The organism is Pirellulales bacterium (assembly GCA_036499395.1).
Taxonomy (GTDB): Bacteria; Planctomycetota; Planctomycetia; order Pirellulales; family JACPPG01; genus JACPPG01.
The window spans coordinates 1-16,997 of the sequence record DASYDW010000120.1 but is presented as its reverse complement, the minus strand read 5'-3'; the positions used below and the strand labels follow the sequence as shown (position 1 = coordinate 16,997).

The following is a 16,997-nucleotide window of genomic DNA, read 5'->3' as shown; positions in this document are numbered from 1 at the left end:
CCCGCTTTGCCATTTCTGAACGGACTCTTATGGCCACGATTCGACAATTGCCGCAAAGCGTGATCAACAAGATCGCCGCCGGCGAGGTCGTCGAGCGGCCAGCCAGCGTGGTCAAGGAGTTGGTTGAAAACTCGCTCGACGCCGGCGCCAAGCGCATCGAGGTGGCCGTCGCCCAAGGGGGCATGGACCTGGTCCGTATCGTCGACGACGGCCTAGGCATACCGGCCGAGCAGTTGCCGCTGGCCGTCGCCAGCCACGCCACCAGCAAGCTCGTTTCGGCCGATGATCTGTTTCGCGTCAATACACTCGGCTTTCGTGGCGAGGCGCTCGCGTCCATCGCCGAAGTCAGCCATTTCACGCTCCGCAGCCGCACCGCAGATGCCACGGCAGGCGCTGAGTTGGAAGTCATTGCCGGCAACCATCGTCCGGTCGTCCCCTGCGGTTGTCCGACCGGCACCGTGATCGAAGTGCGCAATTTGTTCGTCAACACGCCGGTGCGACGCAAGTTCCTCCGCTCGACGCAGACCGAGATGGGACACGTCACCGAGGCCTTCACCCGCCTGGCCCTGGCCAGTCCGCACGTCCACTTCGTGCTGCGGCACAACGATCGCATGGTCTATGACTTGCCTCCCAGTCAGGACTGGCGCGAGCGCATCGGCTCGTTCTTCGGGCCTGAGCTGCGTGATAATCTGATCTGGATTGAAAGCGTCGACGATCCGATCCGCCTGGCCGGCTATGTGGCCCATCCCAGCCAAAGCCGTACCAGCACGCGGATGCAGTATCTGTTTCTGAACGGCCGCTACGTCCGCGATCGGGCCTTGCAACATGCCCTGGCCGAATCGTATCGCGGGCTGCTGCTGACCGGGCGCTATCCGATTTCTTTCCTGTGCTTCGACATGCCGGCCGATATGGTCGACGTCAACGTCCATCCCACCAAACTGGAAGTCCGCTTTCAGGACGGCGGTCGTCTCTACAGCCAACTGCTGGGCACGATCCGCACCAAGTTCCTGACGAGCGATCTGACGCACGCCGTCGCGGCAGACCGCATCGCGCAGCCAAGCGCGAATTTCGCAGCCAATCCCGCAGCGCAAACAACCTTCGAAACAAACGGCGGCGCGCCGCAATCCCCGGCCGGCAGCGCCTTCGTCGATTGGGCGAAAAGCGAATTGTCAGCCCGGCAGCCACTATCGGCGCCGGACGCTCTGCCGACCTCCGTCCCGGCACGTCCCACAAGCTCGCTCATGGACGGTCCCCCTCTGGAACTCGTTCCGCTCGAGCGGCATTGGGAACCGGCAGGCGCGCACGAAGAACCTTTGCCGAATGATTCCACGGCCGCGCACGACGCGGGCATGCGCTTCGATCTCCACACTGCTGACAATCGGACTCCGGCCTGGAACCTGCGTCCGCATGGACCAGGATTCGCCGCAGAGCAGGCTATCGGTTCCTACGCCGCCCCCGCGACGCAGGCCGTGCAAATTCATAACCGTTACCTGGTCACCGAGAGCGCCGAAGGGGTGTTGGTCATCGACCAGCATGCCCTGCACGAGCGCGTGCTGTACGAACAATTTCGCACGAAGGTGTTGGCCGGCGCACTCGAGACGCAAAGCCTGCTCGTGCCTGAACCGGTCGATCTCAGCCCGGCCGAGGCCGCCGCGGCGCTGGAGCACAGCGAACTATTGGCGCAGCTCGGCATTCGTATCGAGCCGTTTGGTGGCGGCACCGTGCTGGTGTCGAGCTACCCGGCAATGCTCAAGGCAGCCAACCCCGCTGCCCTACTGCGCGACATGGTCGAGTTGCTGGTCAGCGGTGCGCGAGCGCCCGAGCGGCGCGATCTGCTGGACGAGCTATTGCACATGATGTCGTGCAAGGCCGCGGTGAAGGCGGGCGATTCGCTCACGCCGGCCGAAATCGAAGCGCTCTTGGCCCAGCGCCACTTGGCCCAAGATACGCACCACTGCCCACACGGTCGCCCCACGGCCCTGGTCTTCACGCGCGAGGACCTGGACCGGCAGTTCATGCGCACCTGACGGGCCATTAAACGCCGTTGCCGCGGCATCCCCTACCCGCGACCTCTCTTGCCCGCCTTTGGTGCCGGGCGGCGTGAATCGGACTGCCCCGCCGGGGTCCAGACTCTATACTAGAGCGATCATATATTCTCTCGTTCTCCGCGTGGGCTTCTAGCATGATTTGCGTCAGTATTGGCCGCGGCCGGCATCGTCACGTCATCGCCGAACATAAGCACTTGGTCGACCAGGGAGCCCAGTTGGTCGAACTGCGGCTCGATTACATCAACGGCCAAATCAACCTCAAACGCGTGCTGGCCGACCGCCCCTGCCCGGTGATCATCACGATCCGCCGCACGCAGGATGGTGGTAAGTTCAACGGCGACGAGGCCGCGCGGATCATGCTCTTGCGCACGGCCATTGCCGAAGGGGTCGAGTATGTCGACCTGGAAGAAGACATCGCCAGCAAGATACCGCGCTACGGCAAAACGAAGCGCATCATCAGCCTGCACGACTTTCGCAAAACGCCCGAGAACTTATCCGAGCTTCATGCGCGATTGACCAAGCTCGACGCCGACATCGTCAAGATGGCGACGCTCGCCAATCACCCGCACGATAATCTGCGGATGCTGCGTCTGGTGCGCGAGAGCAAGAACCCCACCGTCGGCTTCTGCATGGGAGACGTCGGTACCCCCTCGCGGTTGCTGGCCGGACGTTACGGTTCACCGTTCACCTACGCTACGTTCCATCACGAGCGGACACTCGCACCTGGGCAGCTTAGTTTCCAGCAGATGCGCGAAATCTACGATTACGACAACATCAACGAGGCCACCGAGCTGTATGGCGTGATCGGCGACCCGATCGGCCACAGCATGAGCCCGCTAATCCACAACACGGCCTTCCGGCAGGCCAAGCTGCCCAAGGTGTACCTCCCGTTTCGCATCCCACGCGAGGACCTGGCCAGCTTTATCGAAGACGCGCGAGAGCTGGGTATCCGCGGACTGAGTGTCACGATTCCGCACAAGGAAGCGGTGATGAAATGGCTGGGGAAGATCGATGGTGCGGTGAAGGGGGTGGCGGCGGCCAATACGCTGATCTTCGAGAACGGCGAGCTATCCGGCTATAACACCGATTATCGCGCCGCGATGGACAGCCTGGCCTCGGCCATGGAACTGGACGAACAAACTGCCACGACCCGTTTCCTGCAAGGTAAGAACGCCCTGGTATTGGGCGCCGGCGGCGCTGCCCGCGCCATCGCTTACGGATTGCTACGTCGTGGCGCCGAGGTCACGCTGGCCAGCCGCACCGCGCAGCGCGCTGACACGCTGGCGAAATTCCTGGGCTGCCGCGCCATCGACTGGACGGCCCGCTACAACTATCCGGCGGACGTTCTCGTTAACTGCACCCCACTGGGTATGCATCCGAACGTCGACGAGACGGCCTACGAAAAGCACCATCTCAAACCGTCGATGGTTGTGTTCGACACCGTCTACAACCCCGAGACCACATTGCTGGTAAAAGATGCCCGCAACCGTAGTTGCACGGTGGTCACCGGCGTCGAGATGTTCATTCGCCAGGCCGCGCTGCAATACAAGCTGTTTACCGGCCAGGAAGCCCCGGCCGAATCGATGCGAGAAGTCTTACGGCGCGCCATTGGGCCCGCGAAAGCGTGACCCGGCGGGCGTTCGGGCAGCGTCCTATAATTTCCAAGCGGCGCGTTGCCCTGTCCGATGGCTTTGAACGCCATTCGCGGGGTGCCAGGAACCCGATCTTTTTGTCGATTGTCACGCGTCGAGGTGCCCGTGCTCGAAAACCTTGTGCTAATCGGCTATCGCGGCACCGGTAAAACAACCGTTGCGCAGCAGTTGGCGCTGGCGCTCGGCTGGGATTGGTGCGATAGCGACGTCGAGGTCGAACTGCGCGCGGGCAAATCGATTGCCGCGATCTTTACCGACGACGGCGAACCCGCCTTTCGCGACCTGGAAAGCAAGGTCATCGCTGACCTGGTCGCGCAGCCGCGCACGGCAATCGCCGCTGGCGGCGGAGTCGTTCTGCGCAACGATAATCGTCAATCGCTGCAGAGGGCTGGAAACATCGTCTGGCTCACCGCGTCGATCCCGACGCTTGCCGCGCGGATAACAGCCGACGCCACGACGGCAGCGCGCCGCCCGAACCTGTTGGCCGGCGGCGAGTCCGAGATTCGCCAATTGCTGGTCGAGCGCACTCCGCTCTACCAGGCCGCGGCCACGATCGAAGTTGCAACCGACGATCGCGCACCGCAAGACATTGCTGGCGAAATCATCGACCGATTGCATCTCGGCGGCCGCGGCCAGGAGGGGGAGTAACCTCCCTCGCACGCATGCCGTTTGTAATGCGATTCGTCGTTCTTTACCTGATCGGCGCCGCCGTCGCGCGACTGGTGAACTGGTTCTCGTGGTGGCTGGTGCAAATACAACAACCGCTGGCGATCGTTGCAGCGCCGCGGTCTGCGACCGCATCTCGCCATGGCTCCAAGAACGTCCGCTGGTCCGCCTGGGTGCCGATCGTAGGGGCCTGGCAAGTTCGTCGTAAGGCAACTTCCGGTGCCGGCCCGAGCGGCTGGCGTCCTTTACTTCTCGAATTATTGCTCGGGCTCGGTTTTGCAATTCTCTATTGGTGGGAAGTCCCTAACTGGGAGCTATTGCGCGACCAGGCGCCACCCGGATTTGCCCCGGCCGGCAGCGACTGGTTTGTCCTTCATGCGCAATTCGCCAGCCACCTGTTGCTTGTCACGTTTATGCTGGCGGCATCGCTTGTCGACATCGACGAACAGACGATCCCCGACCTGGTGACGATTCCCGGAACCCTGCTCGGTTTTCTTGCGGCCACGATCATGCCTGCCTCGCTACTGCCGGTGATCGATCCGGCGAACGGCATGTTAAGCGTGGGTTTCTTGAATCTGGCCAGTCCCAACGAACCACCGATTCACCTGACACCGAACGCGACGTTTGGCTGGCTCTGTGCAGCAATTCTCTGCTTCTGGCTGTGGTGTTTGGCGCTCTTGCCGTGGCGACGGGGTGGACGGCGCGGTTGGCGGCATGCCGTGGCGCTGACAACCGCTCGATGGCGCCGCGACCCTTTGAGCATCGTGGTCGTGGCCTGTGCTCTCGTCGGCACCGCAGCCATCGGCGCAATCTGGTTCTTCGGTGGTGAGCGGTGGCTGGGGCTTGTCAGTTCATTGCTCGGGATGGCCGCCTGTGGTGGGCTGATTTGGGCAGTGCGCATCGCCGCCAGTTGGGCGCTCGCGCGCGAGGCGATGGGGTTCGGCGACGTCACTTTGATGGCGATGATCGGCAGTTTTCTTGGGTGGCAGACCAGTCCGATGGTCTTCTTTCTGGCACCTCTGGCCGGCTTGTTCGTCGGGTTAATTCAATGGTTCGTGAAACGCAATAACGTCATCCCCTATGGTCCTTTCCTATGCCTGGCGGCGCTTTTTGTGATCGTCAAATGGGGACCGATCTGGACTTGGGCCATGCCGCTGTATGATCTGCCGTGGCTGGTCCCCACCGTGATCGCCATTTGCCTGGTGATGCTGGCCATCATGCTTCGCGGTTGGCGGACATTACGCACCGCCTTGGGCATTGGCGATTAGCGGAACGACGCGACGCATTGGTCTGTTGTCCGCACGGCAATCTGGCTTACGCGTTCGACTTTGCGTCAATCATCATTCGCCGGGCTCCTCTCTCGACACGATTATCGCGACCGTAGCAGTTGTTCCGATCGTCGGCCCGCGCACCCGGAAATCCGCCAATTCTCCGCCGCCTAGCCTCGGAACAGAAAATAGATTTCCCATGAGCCCGGACGCGGTATCGGCCGGGCGGAACGCTCGCTCAAAAACTTCGCGCGACCCTTGGCGACGCGAATTCCCATTTCCATCGAGGATCGAATCATGGCTGTTCGCGGAAATCGTTTCGTGCTTGTGGTGGGTGTGATTGCTCTGAGCGTGGCTTTCGCCGCTGGCACGGTCATGGCTCGCGGCGGTGGACATGGTGGCGGCCATCATGGCGGAGGTCATCATGGTGGCCACCACGGCAACCATCATCACGCGCATCACAGCAGCCATCATCATGCCCATCACCACACCCATGACCATCATCATTCGCACCACGGCTTCGGCGGTGCCGGATGGGGTGGTGGTTGGGGGGGCGGATGGGGTGGCTGGGGCGGCGGTTGGGGTTCGCACCTCGGCTATGGCCTGGCTGGCTACGGGCTAGGCAATTGGGGCAACCCGATCGGCGGCTGGAACAACTACGCCGCGAATCAGCCCATCTCGGTTCCGTACGGGGGCAACTCGCTGGCCTACGACTCGAACGTCGGCGCACAGCCCAACGCTGGCGTGGACAACCTGGCCGCGAACGATCAGAACAGCGGCGCGCCAATCGAGAACCAGTACGCCGACACACAACAGAACAATGCTCAGCGTCCCCCTCTCGATCAGCTCGCATCAAACGATGAAATGGGCAACGAAGAAGAGGAAGACGGCGACACCGTCGACTACCGCGGTGCGATTTACCTCGCGCTCCCCAGCAAGGACGCCCAAGTATTCCTCAATGGCAACCCTGTGCCGGGCGAAGGAGACCAGCGCGTGCTGCTGACTCCAGAGATCGACAACGAAAACGATCAGGCCGAGAAGTTCGACATTCGCACCGTTTGGAACGAGAACGGCCGCGAGCAAAATCGCGAAACGAATGTCCAGGTCGCGGCAGGCGGCGGCGTCGCGGTGAACTTCACCAAGCCGATTGATCCGCAGAAGCCGTTCATTGCCCTTTATCAGCCCCAATACGGCGACGATTCGGAAGGCGATGAGCAAGGCACCGAGGCCACGGCGCAGCAAGAGCCGGCGCAAGAGCATCACCCGGCCTCGCCCCACGCGCATCGCGCCACGGAAGCGGCCCGTCCGACCAACTAGGTTCAAGGGAGCGGCGTTTCGCCAGATTCGTAGAACAGCCTGTGATCACACCTGGTGCGATCACAGGCTGTTCGCTTTTGCAAAGGTTTTGTTCCATGCGACCGCTCTTCGCCACCGTGACCGATTGCCAGCAGCATGCCGACTTGCTGCAACACGGCCGATGCGGCGTGATCGACGTGGCCGACGAGCAACTCGTACGCATTCGCCTGCGTCCTTTCTCGCACCGTCCGTCGCAGGTCGAAGCACTGACCTGGGGACGTCTGATCCATCGCTGGCGTTCGGGAAATCGCTGCTGGCTTTATTACCGGGAGCCTCGTCGATTGCCGCAGTTCTTAGTGCTGGATTACGTCGTCTCGACACGCGGCACGACGCTGGCCACGTTTCGCGGCGCTCTGGGCGTTCTGGATGAGCTGGCTCGCCTGAAGCGAACCGACGCTTTGGTGTGCGACGTGGCCACGGCGCGCATCTCGGATCGGTTGCTCGCTCGCTGGGGTTGGGAGCCGCACGCTCCCGGACCGCGGCACCGGCATTTCATCAAGCGCTTCTACGGGCAGTACCCCGACTGCGACACGCTAGCAGCCGCGATGCTGTCTCGTGGCGACGCGCCGCCGGCAACCTCGCGATTGGCCTTGTGTCGCTAATACCCCCTGGCTACCATCCCTCGCTTGCCGCGCCGTTACGGAAGGTGCGCAGTCGGAAACCGTCTGTGCGAACATGCTTCGGTCGGTTCGGCAACGGGCATCTCGCTGCACATCTGCTTGAATCTCTTCTTGTTTCTGTCCTGGATCTTGGAGTTAGCCGCCATGCGAGCCGTGGCCGCTGCGCGCTGGTTGTGGATTCTGCCGTTAGCCGTGGTCGGCTGCGCGCAGAATTCCCTCTCGTCGCAGAGCCAGGTCTCATCATTGCAGCAGCAGCAAGTCGCCCTCGCCCAGCGGAACACGGAACTACAAACCCGGGCCTCGGCACTTGATAAAGACAATCAAGAATTGCAGTCGATGCTGGGGCAGTCGCAGCAGCAGTCGCGATTGCTCGAGGACCAGGTGTCCGCACTGCGCGATCAATTGGGCAGCGCCACTTCGCAACTAGCCAAGGTCAAAGAGCAAACGCCCCCCGCAGGCACTCGCCCCGAGGCCTGGACCGTCTCGTCCAAGCCGGCCGGCGCGAAGATCACGGCCAACAATAGCTTGAAGAGCCAGTTACCGGCGATCGAGATCCCCGGCATCGAAGTGCGTGCTGACGGCGATGTGATACGGATCGAATTGCCCAGCGCGCGCCTCTTTTCACCTGGCACGGCGCGGTTGCTGCCCGAGGCCAGCCCCCTCCTGGACACCGTGGCCACCGATATCCAAAAGCTCTGTCCCGACCAGATTGTGGGAATCGAGGGGCACACCGACAGCGACCCTTCCAGCGCTGGCAAATGGCAGAGTAATCACCAGTTGTCGATCGGCGAAGCCATGGCCGTGTACGACTACATTTCGCTCCGGTCGCGCCTGCAGCCGGGCCAACTCTTCGTGGTTGGTCACGGTCCGAACCACCCGATCGTCTCAAACGGAACGCCGGCGGGCAAAGAACGGAATCGCCGGGTGGAGCTGGTCATCTACCCCGAGCGCACCCCGGGACGTTAGAATCGGGTGGCTGGCGAACCAGCGGCGACCCGGTGCTGTCCCTTTCAGGACCGTACCTGGCACGAGCTCGCCCGCCCCACGGTCCTCGATCTTCCTCGAAATCCCCGCCTGACTGGCACGCACCACGAGCACTATGATCGCGATTATCGACTACGGCATGGGCAATCTGCGGAGCGTGCAAAAGGGCTTCGAGAAAGTCGGGCACCAGGCAACGATCACGAGCGACCCGGCCGTTATTGCCGATGCACCCCATGTAGTCCTGCCAGGGGTCGGAGCGTTCGAGGACGCCATGCACGAACTCGAGGTACGCAAGCTGATCGACGTCGTCCGCACGGCGGCCACGTCAGGCCGGCCCTTCCTAGGCATCTGCCTGGGGCTGCAGCTTCTGTTTGACGTCAGCTATGAAGGGGGCTGCCATCAGGGTCTGGGCATTCTGCCGGGCGAGGTAGTGCGCTTCGCGCCGCGCGAAGGATTCAAGGTCCCGCACATGGGCTGGAATCAACTGGCGATCGAGCGACAGCCGCCGATCTTCACCGGCCTTTCGCCCGCCCCTTACATGTACTTCGTGCATTCGTATTACGTGGCACCACAAGACAGCCAGGTCATCGCGGCCGCGGCCCACTATCCCGATCCCTTCACGGCGGTCGTGTGGCGCGACAATCTCTTCGCCACGCAATTCCATCCCGAAAAGAGTCAGCAGGACGGACTGCAGATTCTGCGAAACTTCGCTGAACTGCCGGCGTAATCGTGCGCCGCAAAACCGCGGCGACAGCAAAACCGGCGCTCGGCCAGCCGCTCAGAGATCACGCCCTTGCACGGGGCGATCGGCCATCTTTTGGCGTAGCGCTGCGATGACTTCGGCCGGGACGAATCGGCTCAGCTCTTCGTCATCGGCCAACGGGGCGATCTGCTTGATCAGCGAGCTCGAAACGTGCGCGAACTCGGCGTCGGCCAACAGCACCACGGTTTCTAAGCCGGGATCGAGTTGCCGATTGGCCATCATCATCGTGATTTCGGTTTCCAGATCCGTCAGCGGCCGCACGCCGCGGATCATCACGCGGGCGCCACACTTGCGGACGAAATGCACGGCCAGGCCCGAGAATTCCTGCACCTCGACATTGGGAATGCGCTCGGTGACGTGACGGACGAGCGCTTTGCGCTCTTCCAGCGAGAACAGCGGATCTTTGCCGGCGTTGATCCCGATCCCGACGATCAATCGATCGACCAGCCGGCTCGAACGTTCTATGACGTTCAAATGCCCCAGCGTAATGGGATCGAACGAGCCGGTATAGACAGCCACCCGTGCGTCGGTCGGCGACATGGCGAGCACCGCGGAAGATCGAAAGCAAAAAACGTGGCCGCGAATGGGCCACCCGCTCGATCATGGCCGCGCGGCAAGTGAAATGCAAACGGCTCGGCGAAGTGCGTCGCCCGAAGGAGAACAGCCGCCATGCGGACGAGGGACGGTTATACCGATGCAGCCGGTCATGCTGGCGCGCAAGAGACTACCGACGGTACTTACCGGTCGACGATGCTGCCTGCGTCAAGAACGCTATCGCGTGGCGAAAATCGGCGCTGCGTCAGGCTTTCGCCTTGGCCTTCGTCTTCGTGGCCTTGACCGGGGTCGCGCCCTTCGAGTTCTTCACCGCGGCCGATAGGCGCGACTTCAAGCGTGCCGCCGCATTGCGATGAATCACTCCGCGCGCCGTGGCTTTGTCGAGGCTGCGGGCCGCCCCACGCAGGGCAACATTGGCCGCGTCAGTGTCGGCGGCGATCACGGCGTCACGCACTTTGCGAACTTCGTTCTTCAGCACGCTGCGCGCGGCACGATTGCGTCCTCGGCGGACGATGTTCTGGCGAAGACGCTTCTTGGCACTGTTCGATGTCGGCATACGGAGAGTTAAATCCAGAAGGCAGTAGGTGCGACCAGGCGAGGCTCGTTCTTACCGGCCTCGCAGGGCCAAAACAGGGGGCGACCTCGCCGGACTATGCCGCCAGGCCGCGAATCTCCCGGGGCGGCTAGCCCGAGGACCCGCCATCTTCCCTTAATTGATTGAGTTTGTCCAGCAGGTCCGCCACGTCTTTATAGCCGAAATCGAGGCCGGCCAGCTCGTTCAGGTGCCTTTCGGCCACGTCCAGGTTCTTCATGAACAAGGCCAGCTTGCCGGCGCGGTATAGGGCGACCTTTTTTTGATCCGGTTCGCGGTCCGAAGTCGCGATCACCGCCTGCTCGAAATTGCTCATCGCCAGCTTGAATTGCTTGATCGATTGGAAGCATTCCCCCAGCCCCAGGTGAATGGCCGCTTTCCGTTTCGTGTCAGCGTGGGCCTGCTGGTAAATCTTGATCGCCTCGGCGAAATTTTTCGCCCGCTGCAGCCGTACGGCAAACTCGAACTTCAAGGCGGCATTGTCGGGATAACGGTCCGACCGGCTGCGATAAACCTCGAGTTCCGTACGATTCAGGGCTTCGTTCATCTGCCGCCACAGATCGACCGATTCCTGCGTCTTCTCGGCCTGGGCGCGCTTCTGCGCGATTTCCAAGTCGCGGCGTGCGCGGCGCATCTGCACGTCTTCTAACCGCTCGCGAATCGTCATTTCTCCACCGGACACTTGCAGAGCCTTGGCCAATACTTGTTCGGCCTGCTCCAGCCGGTCATGACGCAGATGTAAATCTGCCAACTCGGAATAGTTCTCGACCTTCTCAGGATTCTTGGCGATCGCCTTTTCCAACTGCTGCTCGGGCGTGAGCTTCGCGACGCCTGTCCCCTGCCGGTCGGACTGGGCATCCTTGTCGACCATCACCTCGGTGCTGGATTCGGCATCCTCGTAGCCACCTTTGTGAATCGTCTTTTCAACCGTCAGATTCGCGATCGAGCGGTTGGCCTCTTCGTCGCGTGGGCTGACTTTTTGCACCCGCGTCCAGCAGACGATGGCCTCATCGAAGCGTCCCAGCCGGCCGAGTGCCCGGGCGTAAAGTCGGTTGACGTCGATGTCGGCGATATCAACGTCTTGCGCCAATTTCAGGTACGCCAACTGCACTTCGTCGAATTGCAGTTGCTCGCAGGCATTGGCCATTTGCTTGAGCGACTGCAAATCCCAGGGATTCAGTTTGAGCATCTCAAGGCCGCTGTTCAGAACCGCTTTCCAGTCCTTCTGCATGTAGGACTTTTGAATCGATCCCTTGACCATGCCCCCCTTCAACCCGGCCAGCTTGCTCCCTTTTTTGTTATTCCCGTATTTCTTCTGCAGGTTGTTGAGAAAATTCTGCACGTACAGCAGGTTGCCGGGATCCCCCTGCACGCATTGCGTGAACATCTCGGTGGCGTAGTCGTAGTTCCCCTTCGAGGCGCTCTTGCTGCCGTGCTCGAAGCAGGCCTGCAAGCGCCCGCGCATCTGGCGCGAGACTGGCTGTTGGGGATCGTCTTTCGAGGGCTTGTCGGCCATAGGCGAAAATCGAGATCGTTGTCGACGGGTATGCGAAGTGGAATTCGTTTCAGTTGATCTGCCAGGAATCCGCTCGATCCACGGGGAGAACCGAACGACAGAGCCACAAATGTCGCTTCGCTACCGAAATCTGGCCGCGACGACTGTGATGCCGGCCGACGAGTCCCTAAGATCGATTCATCGAGAAGCGGCCCGAAATAGACAGCCAGGGCCGCGTTTCGATCGGTAATTCCCCATTCTACCAGCAGGCCGCAGCCACACAACTTCGCTCCTATGCCCTCTCGCACCCCAGCAAGTATCGCAGCCGTGTATTTAGTCGGAGCAGGCCCGGGAGATCCCGGACTGTTGACCGTGCGCGGCGCCGAATGCCTGGCGCGAGCGGACCTGGTGCTGTACGACTACCTCGTCAATCCGCAGACGCTCACCCACGCGCGTCCCACGGCCGAAAAGGTTTGCCTGGGCCGGCATGGCGCGGGACGCATCCTGTCGCAGCAAGAAGTCAACGAACGAATGATTGCCGCGGCACGCGCCGGGCGAATCGTCGTCCGTCTGAAGGCTGGCGACCCGCTCGTTTTTGCTCGTGCGACGGAAGAGTGCGGTGCGCTGATCGCCGCGCAAGTCCCTTTTGAAATCGTCCCGGGCGTGACCACGGCGCTCGCCGCGGCGGCCTACGCCGGAGTGCCCGTGACGGGGCGTCAACTTTCCTCGGCCGTGGCCCTGGTCACGGGGCACGAGGAAAACGGCAAGGAGGCCGTTCTCAATTACGCCGCGCTGGCCAGTTTCCCTGGCACGCTGGTGTTTTACATGGGAGCGACAACCGTCGCCCATTGGGCCGGTGGATTGCTAGCCGGTGGCATGCCTGCCACGACGGCCGTGGCCGTGATCCGCCGTTGCACGTGGCCTGACCAGGCGACCATTCGCACGACGCTCGGCGAAGTTGCCGAGGTGTTTCATACGCAAAAAATCCGGCCTCCTGTCATCACAATCGTCGGCGACGTGGCCGGCGCCGAACCGTTGGCCGATTGGTTCACTGGCCGCCCGTTGTTCGGCCAACGCGTCATCGTGACGCGCCCCGTGGAACAGGCGGACGAACTGCGTTCCCGGCTGACCGATTTGGGTGCGGACGTGTTCGTGCAACCGGCCATCGAGATCGGGCCGCCCGCTGATTGGGCGCCGGTCGATCGCGCTCTCGAAAAAATTACCGACTACCAATGGCTGGTTTTTTCGAGTGCGAACGGCGTCAAGTTTCTCATCGAACGATTGCTCGAACAGGATGACGTGCGACGTTTGGCCGGTGTCCGTCTGGCCGCCATTGGACCGGCCACCGCCGAGGCATTGGCACAGTACTCGCTGCGGGCGGAACTTGTGCCGCCCGAGTTTCGGGCCGAAAGCCTGGCCGCTGCCCTGGCCGGGCGCGTGTCAGGTCAACGCGTGTTATTGGCACGGGCCAGTCGCGGCCGAGAACTGCTGGCCGAAGAGTTGCGCGCCGCCGGCGCACAGGTCGACCAGATCACGGTCTATGAAAGCCGTGACGTTACGGTTGCCGATCCGGCGGTCGCGGCGGCCTTGTCCGGCGAGCATCCGGTGTGGGTCACGGTCACAAGTTCGGCCATCGCCCGCTCTTTGGCGACCATGATCGGTGGGGATTTGAAGCGGGCCCGACTGGCAAGCATCAGCCCCATCACGACCGAAACGTTGAAAGAATTCGGTTATGACGTCGCCGTAGAAGCCGCGGAATATACGACCGATGGGCTGATCCGCGCGATTCTCGCCGGCTGAGTTTGCCGGGCGTAGCAACTACGCGGGGTCACGCGCGGCCGGATATTCGTGACATTCCGCAGCAGCCCCGAGCGCGAAAAACTGGCCCCGGATTTCCGCCCCAAGCGCTCGTTACATTCCTTCCAGTAGACGTGCTGGCGGTGCCGACGATTCCCATGCCGGGGCGTTGTGTCGTTCGTCGAAATTGCGAGGGATTGCTATGCGTGCGTCAAGCTCTTCCGCGGTGCTGTTGGTCAGTGTAACGGCCGATGCAACGTCCCTCGACCACGCTTCGCGACAGCCGCTCACGACTGCCGCCGAGTCGACGCTCGAATTGCTCGTCGAAAACGACATTGCCGCGACCTGGGGCTGCCGTTCGCCCATCGACTTTCCGTTGGTTTCAGCAATCGTCGCAAACGAACCGCGCCAAGCAATGGCGGTAACACTCACCCACGACGGTGGAGCGCTCATGGCCGAGCAACTCCGTCGCGAAACATTGCGAGCGCGCGCCGGTGGCCTGCGACTGACGACGGTGTTCGCTCGCAAAGCCTTGTCGACGGAAAGCTACCAACTGTTGGCCAAGTACGGGATGTCGGCCCTCCATGTCGCGGCCCAAGGCGCGGGCGACCGTGCGTCGACCAGTCGGATTCGCCGTGCCGGGCAATGGTTGCTACCGATGGCCGCCCGCAGTAGCGCCGTTCCCCAAAAACTGCGTTGGGGCCTGTGGCGCATGCCGCAAGCGATCAGCCTGACAAACGAAGGCGCCTGGCGCGTGCGACACGCGATCGACCGCGCCGTGGCGACGGCTGATATGATCCACCTGGAAATCGATCTGGCATCGGTCTCCGCAGGAGCGCGACGACCAGCCGAGGACCTGGGGTCGGTAGTGCGGCAGATCTCGTCGTATTCCCGGCAAGGAGGGCTGCAGACCCAAACCTTGGTCACGGCCGCAACGATTCTTTCGCAACCACGTCACACCGCCGCTCCGGCCTGCTCGATCCTGCGGAGACAAGCCGCCTAGTGAAGGATGCGCGAGGATTGCGCCGCTAAGTGGCTTCGCGAAGCGTCGTCCAGCTTAGATAGCCGAGCATCATGGCGGCGACGATAAAGCCGATGTCCATGAAGGTACTGGCGCCGCCGAAGGGGAATCTAAGGGGCGTCACGTCCAGTCCGAAGACCAGTACGAGTAATATCGCGACGACGATTCCGCTGATACTCAAGGCTCTCGGCATCGGCCTACTTCCCGCTCGGACATCCGCTACCACGGCTAAACTCTCTAGTATAGTCGGGCTCTCGCCCCTGTCAGCAGCCGACCTGAAACGTTGCCAGGATCCGGCCGCGATAGGATTGTGACGTTTCTCAGGCCTTTCGCAATGAGAGGAGATGCTTTCTCCCCGCCGGCGAGAACTCTGACCCGCGTCGCGCCGCCCGAAATCTCCGCTCCGCCGGCCGGTTTTGCGGTGCCTTCTCCGCATCCTAGTTACGTAGCTCGGGGCGTGCAAATATGCAAATGACCACCGACCAATGATCGAGCCATGATCCGTATTCTGCAGTCGCGGGGAAGGCTCCGGATCGCATGCTGCCGCGTTGCCTTGGTCAGGATTCGCTCAATCAGGTGACGTTACAATCGGGTGAACTGCTTCACGCCCTACTACCCGGCGCGGCACGTCCGCATGCAGAAAGGTTGAAGCGGCCGTTAGCTCTTGATAGTGTGGATCTAGCGCCCCCCCCCGCACTTTGCGATCTGTCGGAACCTCGAGGAATCTCATCGTGAAATTGTCGCTCTTTTGCTTGCTGACTCTTGCGATCCTCGCCATCGGTCTTGCTTCGTCACCGCAGGCGCACGCTGCCCCCACCACACAGTTCGAGGAAAAGCGATTCGCAAAGCTCGACACCAATGGTGACAAGAAGCTGAGCGAGGAGGAGTTCGTCGGCGAGAAAGCCGGCAAGTCAGCCACGAAGGCGAAGAAGGAGTTCGTGACACTCGACAAGAACGGTAACAAATCGTTGACATTCAACGAATTCCAAAGAAGGTAGCGCGCCTTTCTCTGCCACAAGATCCACCTTTCTCTCGCGACGATTCTTTGCTCGCCTCCGCAGGACAATCTTCGCGCGTCATCGATCGGGCGTAGGCTGCGGTAACAACTTCGTATCCTGCGGCGTTAGCCCTTGTTTCGGCCCCACGATCGGGCTGTAAGCTCGCTCGCCAAGCGGTAACGTGCCGTCGCGCGGCTTGTACTGCTTCGGCCGGGAGCTAGTCTCGCCCCCCGGCACAGCGTAGGCGCCGGCCGGAGCCACAGGTTGACGATACCCTTGCATTTGCAGATGTGATTGCGTTTCGCTGCTCCCCGGGTTAGCCATGTCGGCGGGATAGGGCTCCCAGTTCGTACCCGTCCATAACGTCCAGGTTTTGTTCGGCATCCAGTACCAATGACGACCACCGTGGTGGACGTAGCGCCAGTCATTACCCAATGGCCCGGTGGCTCGTCGCGTCTCAACAACGGTTACATCACGATTGCGAGGCGCCAAAGAATCAGGGACCGGCGAGGTCACACGCGCGTCACCCCGCTCAATAGCGCTCAGCATCAGTAGCAGAATTATTGGTTGCATAGCGCACCCCATTGCCAGCGAACTGCCATCCGCTCCTCGTAATGCACACCGCGTACCGTTTTGGTGCCCGTTCTGCCTTGATGGACCATGCCGGGTTCTGCGACAGTGCGTGGCGGCGGAATTTGCCCGTTCCAATCTGCTCGATCCGCGAGGACATCCAGCGCGCGGCTCTCGACCTCGCCCACAACCGTGCCCCACGAACTGCTTCCCCCTCTGCGCTCGGCTCGTTAGATTCAGGCCACCCTTCTTCTCTCTTAGGTGCCTCGCGCGATGAACGACTGCCTTCCCATGATCTTTGCCCAGTCCGCTAGCGTGCCGTTGCAATGGATCGACGTATTGGTGGTCGCGGCCACCATTGTGGGAACAACAGCCTTCGGCATGTGGATCGCGCGCCGCAAGGAAAACACCACCGACTATTACCTAGCCGGGAAGACCGTCGCCTGGTGGGCAGTGGCCGGATCGATCTTCGGCACCAATATCAGTTCGCACCACATGGTCGGCATGATGGGGGCCGGCTTGAAGGAAGGTTTCGCGCAGGCCAACTTCGAATTCGGTGCGATCTTCTGCCTGCTTTCCTTGTGCTACTTCTTTCTGCCCTTCTACCGGCGC

General features: G+C 61.8%; 17 protein-coding genes. 12 read left to right on the top strand and 5 right to left on the bottom strand.

From position 1 onward, the window contains the following. Positions 1 to 29 precede the first annotated feature (29 nt). From mutL to hisH, 8 genes are all read left to right on the top strand, one after another. Positions 30 to 2,027, top strand: a complete 1,998-nt coding sequence (mutL, locus tag VGN12_21795; GenBank protein ID HEY4312097.1) for a DNA mismatch repair endonuclease MutL — start codon at positions 30 to 32, stop codon at positions 2,025 to 2,027. Between the two features lie 155 nt (positions 2,028 to 2,182). Further along, on the top strand, positions 2,183 to 3,676 hold the full coding sequence (aroE, locus tag VGN12_21790; GenBank protein ID HEY4312096.1) for a shikimate dehydrogenase: 1,494 nt from the start codon (positions 2,183 to 2,185) through the stop codon (positions 3,674 to 3,676). Positions 3,677 to 3,805: 129 nt separating this feature from the next. Continuing rightward, the gene (locus VGN12_21785) at positions 3,806 to 4,348 is read left to right on the top strand and encodes a shikimate kinase (GenBank protein HEY4312095.1); all 543 of its coding nucleotides are present in this window, start codon (positions 3,806 to 3,808) and stop codon (positions 4,346 to 4,348) included. A gap of 26 nt (positions 4,349 to 4,374) precedes the next feature. Beyond that, entirely contained in the window at positions 4,375 to 5,634 is a 1,260-nt protein-coding gene (locus VGN12_21780; protein ID HEY4312094.1) for an A24 family peptidase, read from the top strand. Between the two features lie 297 nt (positions 5,635 to 5,931). Continuing rightward, complete coding sequence (locus tag VGN12_21775) at positions 5,932 to 6,951, top strand: hypothetical protein (protein HEY4312093.1); 1,020 nt, start codon at positions 5,932 to 5,934, stop codon at positions 6,949 to 6,951. Positions 6,952 to 7,046: 95 nt separating this feature from the next. Further along, the gene (locus VGN12_21770; GenBank protein HEY4312092.1) at positions 7,047 to 7,592 is read left to right on the top strand and encodes a hypothetical protein; all 546 of its coding nucleotides are present in this window, start codon (positions 7,047 to 7,049) and stop codon (positions 7,590 to 7,592) included. Between the two features lie 162 nt (positions 7,593 to 7,754). Then, a complete protein-coding gene (locus VGN12_21765; GenBank protein HEY4312091.1) occupies positions 7,755 to 8,576 on the top strand; it encodes an OmpA family protein in 822 nt (273 codons plus the stop codon). A 133-nt stretch (positions 8,577 to 8,709) separates the two neighbouring features. Then, positions 8,710 to 9,321: an imidazole glycerol phosphate synthase subunit HisH gene (hisH, locus tag VGN12_21760; protein ID HEY4312090.1), complete on the top strand. Its 612-nt coding sequence runs from the start codon at positions 8,710 to 8,712 to the stop codon at positions 9,319 to 9,321. 51 nt (positions 9,322 to 9,372) lie between these two features. On the opposite strand, the gene coaD is transcribed toward hisH, so the two are convergent. The 3 genes from coaD to VGN12_21745 form a co-directional block, all read right to left on the bottom strand. After that, a complete protein-coding gene (gene coaD / locus VGN12_21755; protein ID HEY4312089.1) occupies positions 9,373 to 9,897 on the bottom strand; it encodes a pantetheine-phosphate adenylyltransferase in 525 nt (174 codons plus the stop codon). A gap of 259 nt (positions 9,898 to 10,156) precedes the next feature. After that, positions 10,157 to 10,468, bottom strand: a complete 312-nt coding sequence (rpsT, locus tag VGN12_21750; protein HEY4312088.1) for a 30S ribosomal protein S20 — start codon at positions 10,466 to 10,468, stop codon at positions 10,157 to 10,159. 127 nt (positions 10,469 to 10,595) lie between these two features. Further along, on the bottom strand, positions 10,596 to 12,020 hold the full coding sequence (locus VGN12_21745; protein ID HEY4312087.1) for a tetratricopeptide repeat protein: 1,425 nt from the start codon (positions 12,018 to 12,020) through the stop codon (positions 10,596 to 10,598). 306 nt (positions 12,021 to 12,326) lie between these two features. Between VGN12_21745 and cobA the strand changes: the two genes are divergently transcribed. Together cobA and VGN12_21735 are read left to right on the top strand one after the other, a co-directional pair. Beyond that, complete coding sequence (cobA, locus tag VGN12_21740) at positions 12,327 to 13,799, top strand: uroporphyrinogen-III C-methyltransferase (protein HEY4312086.1); 1,473 nt, start codon at positions 12,327 to 12,329, stop codon at positions 13,797 to 13,799. A gap of 199 nt (positions 13,800 to 13,998) precedes the next feature. Further along, positions 13,999 to 14,799: a hypothetical protein gene (locus VGN12_21735; protein ID HEY4312085.1), complete on the top strand. Its 801-nt coding sequence runs from the start codon at positions 13,999 to 14,001 to the stop codon at positions 14,797 to 14,799. Between the two features lie 25 nt (positions 14,800 to 14,824). Here VGN12_21735 and VGN12_21730 read toward each other — a convergent pair whose 3' ends face one another. Further along, entirely contained in the window at positions 14,825 to 15,010 is a 186-nt protein-coding gene (locus VGN12_21730) for a hypothetical protein (GenBank protein HEY4312084.1), read from the bottom strand. A gap of 538 nt (positions 15,011 to 15,548) precedes the next feature. On the opposite strand from VGN12_21730, the gene VGN12_21725 reads away from it, so the two are divergent. Then, positions 15,549 to 15,815, top strand: coding sequence for an EF-hand domain-containing protein (locus VGN12_21725; protein HEY4312083.1), 267 nt, complete (start codon positions 15,549 to 15,551; stop codon positions 15,813 to 15,815). A gap of 78 nt (positions 15,816 to 15,893) precedes the next feature. Here the strand turns inward: VGN12_21725 and VGN12_21720 are convergent, their stop codons facing one another. Then, positions 15,894 to 16,388: a hypothetical protein gene (locus VGN12_21720; GenBank protein HEY4312082.1), complete on the bottom strand. Its 495-nt coding sequence runs from the start codon at positions 16,386 to 16,388 to the stop codon at positions 15,894 to 15,896. A gap of 270 nt (positions 16,389 to 16,658) precedes the next feature. Here VGN12_21720 and VGN12_21715 point away from each other — a divergent pair. Beyond that, positions 16,659 to 16,997, top strand: a 339-nt coding sequence (locus VGN12_21715) for a hypothetical protein (GenBank protein ID HEY4312081.1), incomplete at its 3' end; no start/stop codon positions are given.

Excerpts from the sequence above, each read along its gene's own strand:
- mutL (HEY4312097.1), top strand. The coding sequence starts at position 30 with ATGGCCACGATTCGACAATTGCCGCAAAGCGTGATCAACAAGATCGCC.
- aroE (HEY4312096.1), top strand. The coding sequence starts at position 2,183 with ATGATTTGCGTCAGTATTGGCCGCGGCCGGCATCGTCACGTCATCGCC.
- VGN12_21780 (HEY4312094.1), top strand. The coding sequence starts at position 4,375 with ATGCGATTCGTCGTTCTTTACCTGATCGGCGCCGCCGTCGCGCGACTG.
- VGN12_21775 (HEY4312093.1), top strand. The coding sequence starts at position 5,932 with ATGGCTGTTCGCGGAAATCGTTTCGTGCTTGTGGTGGGTGTGATTGCT.
- VGN12_21770 (HEY4312092.1), top strand. The coding sequence starts at position 7,047 with ATGCGACCGCTCTTCGCCACCGTGACCGATTGCCAGCAGCATGCCGAC.
- VGN12_21765 (HEY4312091.1), top strand. The coding sequence starts at position 7,755 with ATGCGAGCCGTGGCCGCTGCGCGCTGGTTGTGGATTCTGCCGTTAGCC.
- hisH (HEY4312090.1), top strand. The coding sequence starts at position 8,710 with ATGATCGCGATTATCGACTACGGCATGGGCAATCTGCGGAGCGTGCAA.
- coaD (HEY4312089.1), bottom strand. The coding sequence starts at position 9,897 with ATGTCGCCGACCGACGCACGGGTGGCTGTCTATACCGGCTCGTTCGAT.
- rpsT (HEY4312088.1), bottom strand. The coding sequence starts at position 10,468 with ATGCCGACATCGAACAGTGCCAAGAAGCGTCTTCGCCAGAACATCGTC.
- VGN12_21745 (HEY4312087.1), bottom strand. The coding sequence starts at position 12,020 with ATGGCCGACAAGCCCTCGAAAGACGATCCCCAACAGCCAGTCTCGCGC.
- VGN12_21735 (HEY4312085.1), top strand. The coding sequence starts at position 13,999 with ATGCGTGCGTCAAGCTCTTCCGCGGTGCTGTTGGTCAGTGTAACGGCC.
- VGN12_21730 (HEY4312084.1), bottom strand. The coding sequence starts at position 15,010 with ATGCCGAGAGCCTTGAGTATCAGCGGAATCGTCGTCGCGATATTACTC.
- VGN12_21720 (HEY4312082.1), bottom strand. The coding sequence starts at position 16,388 with ATGCAACCAATAATTCTGCTACTGATGCTGAGCGCTATTGAGCGGGGT.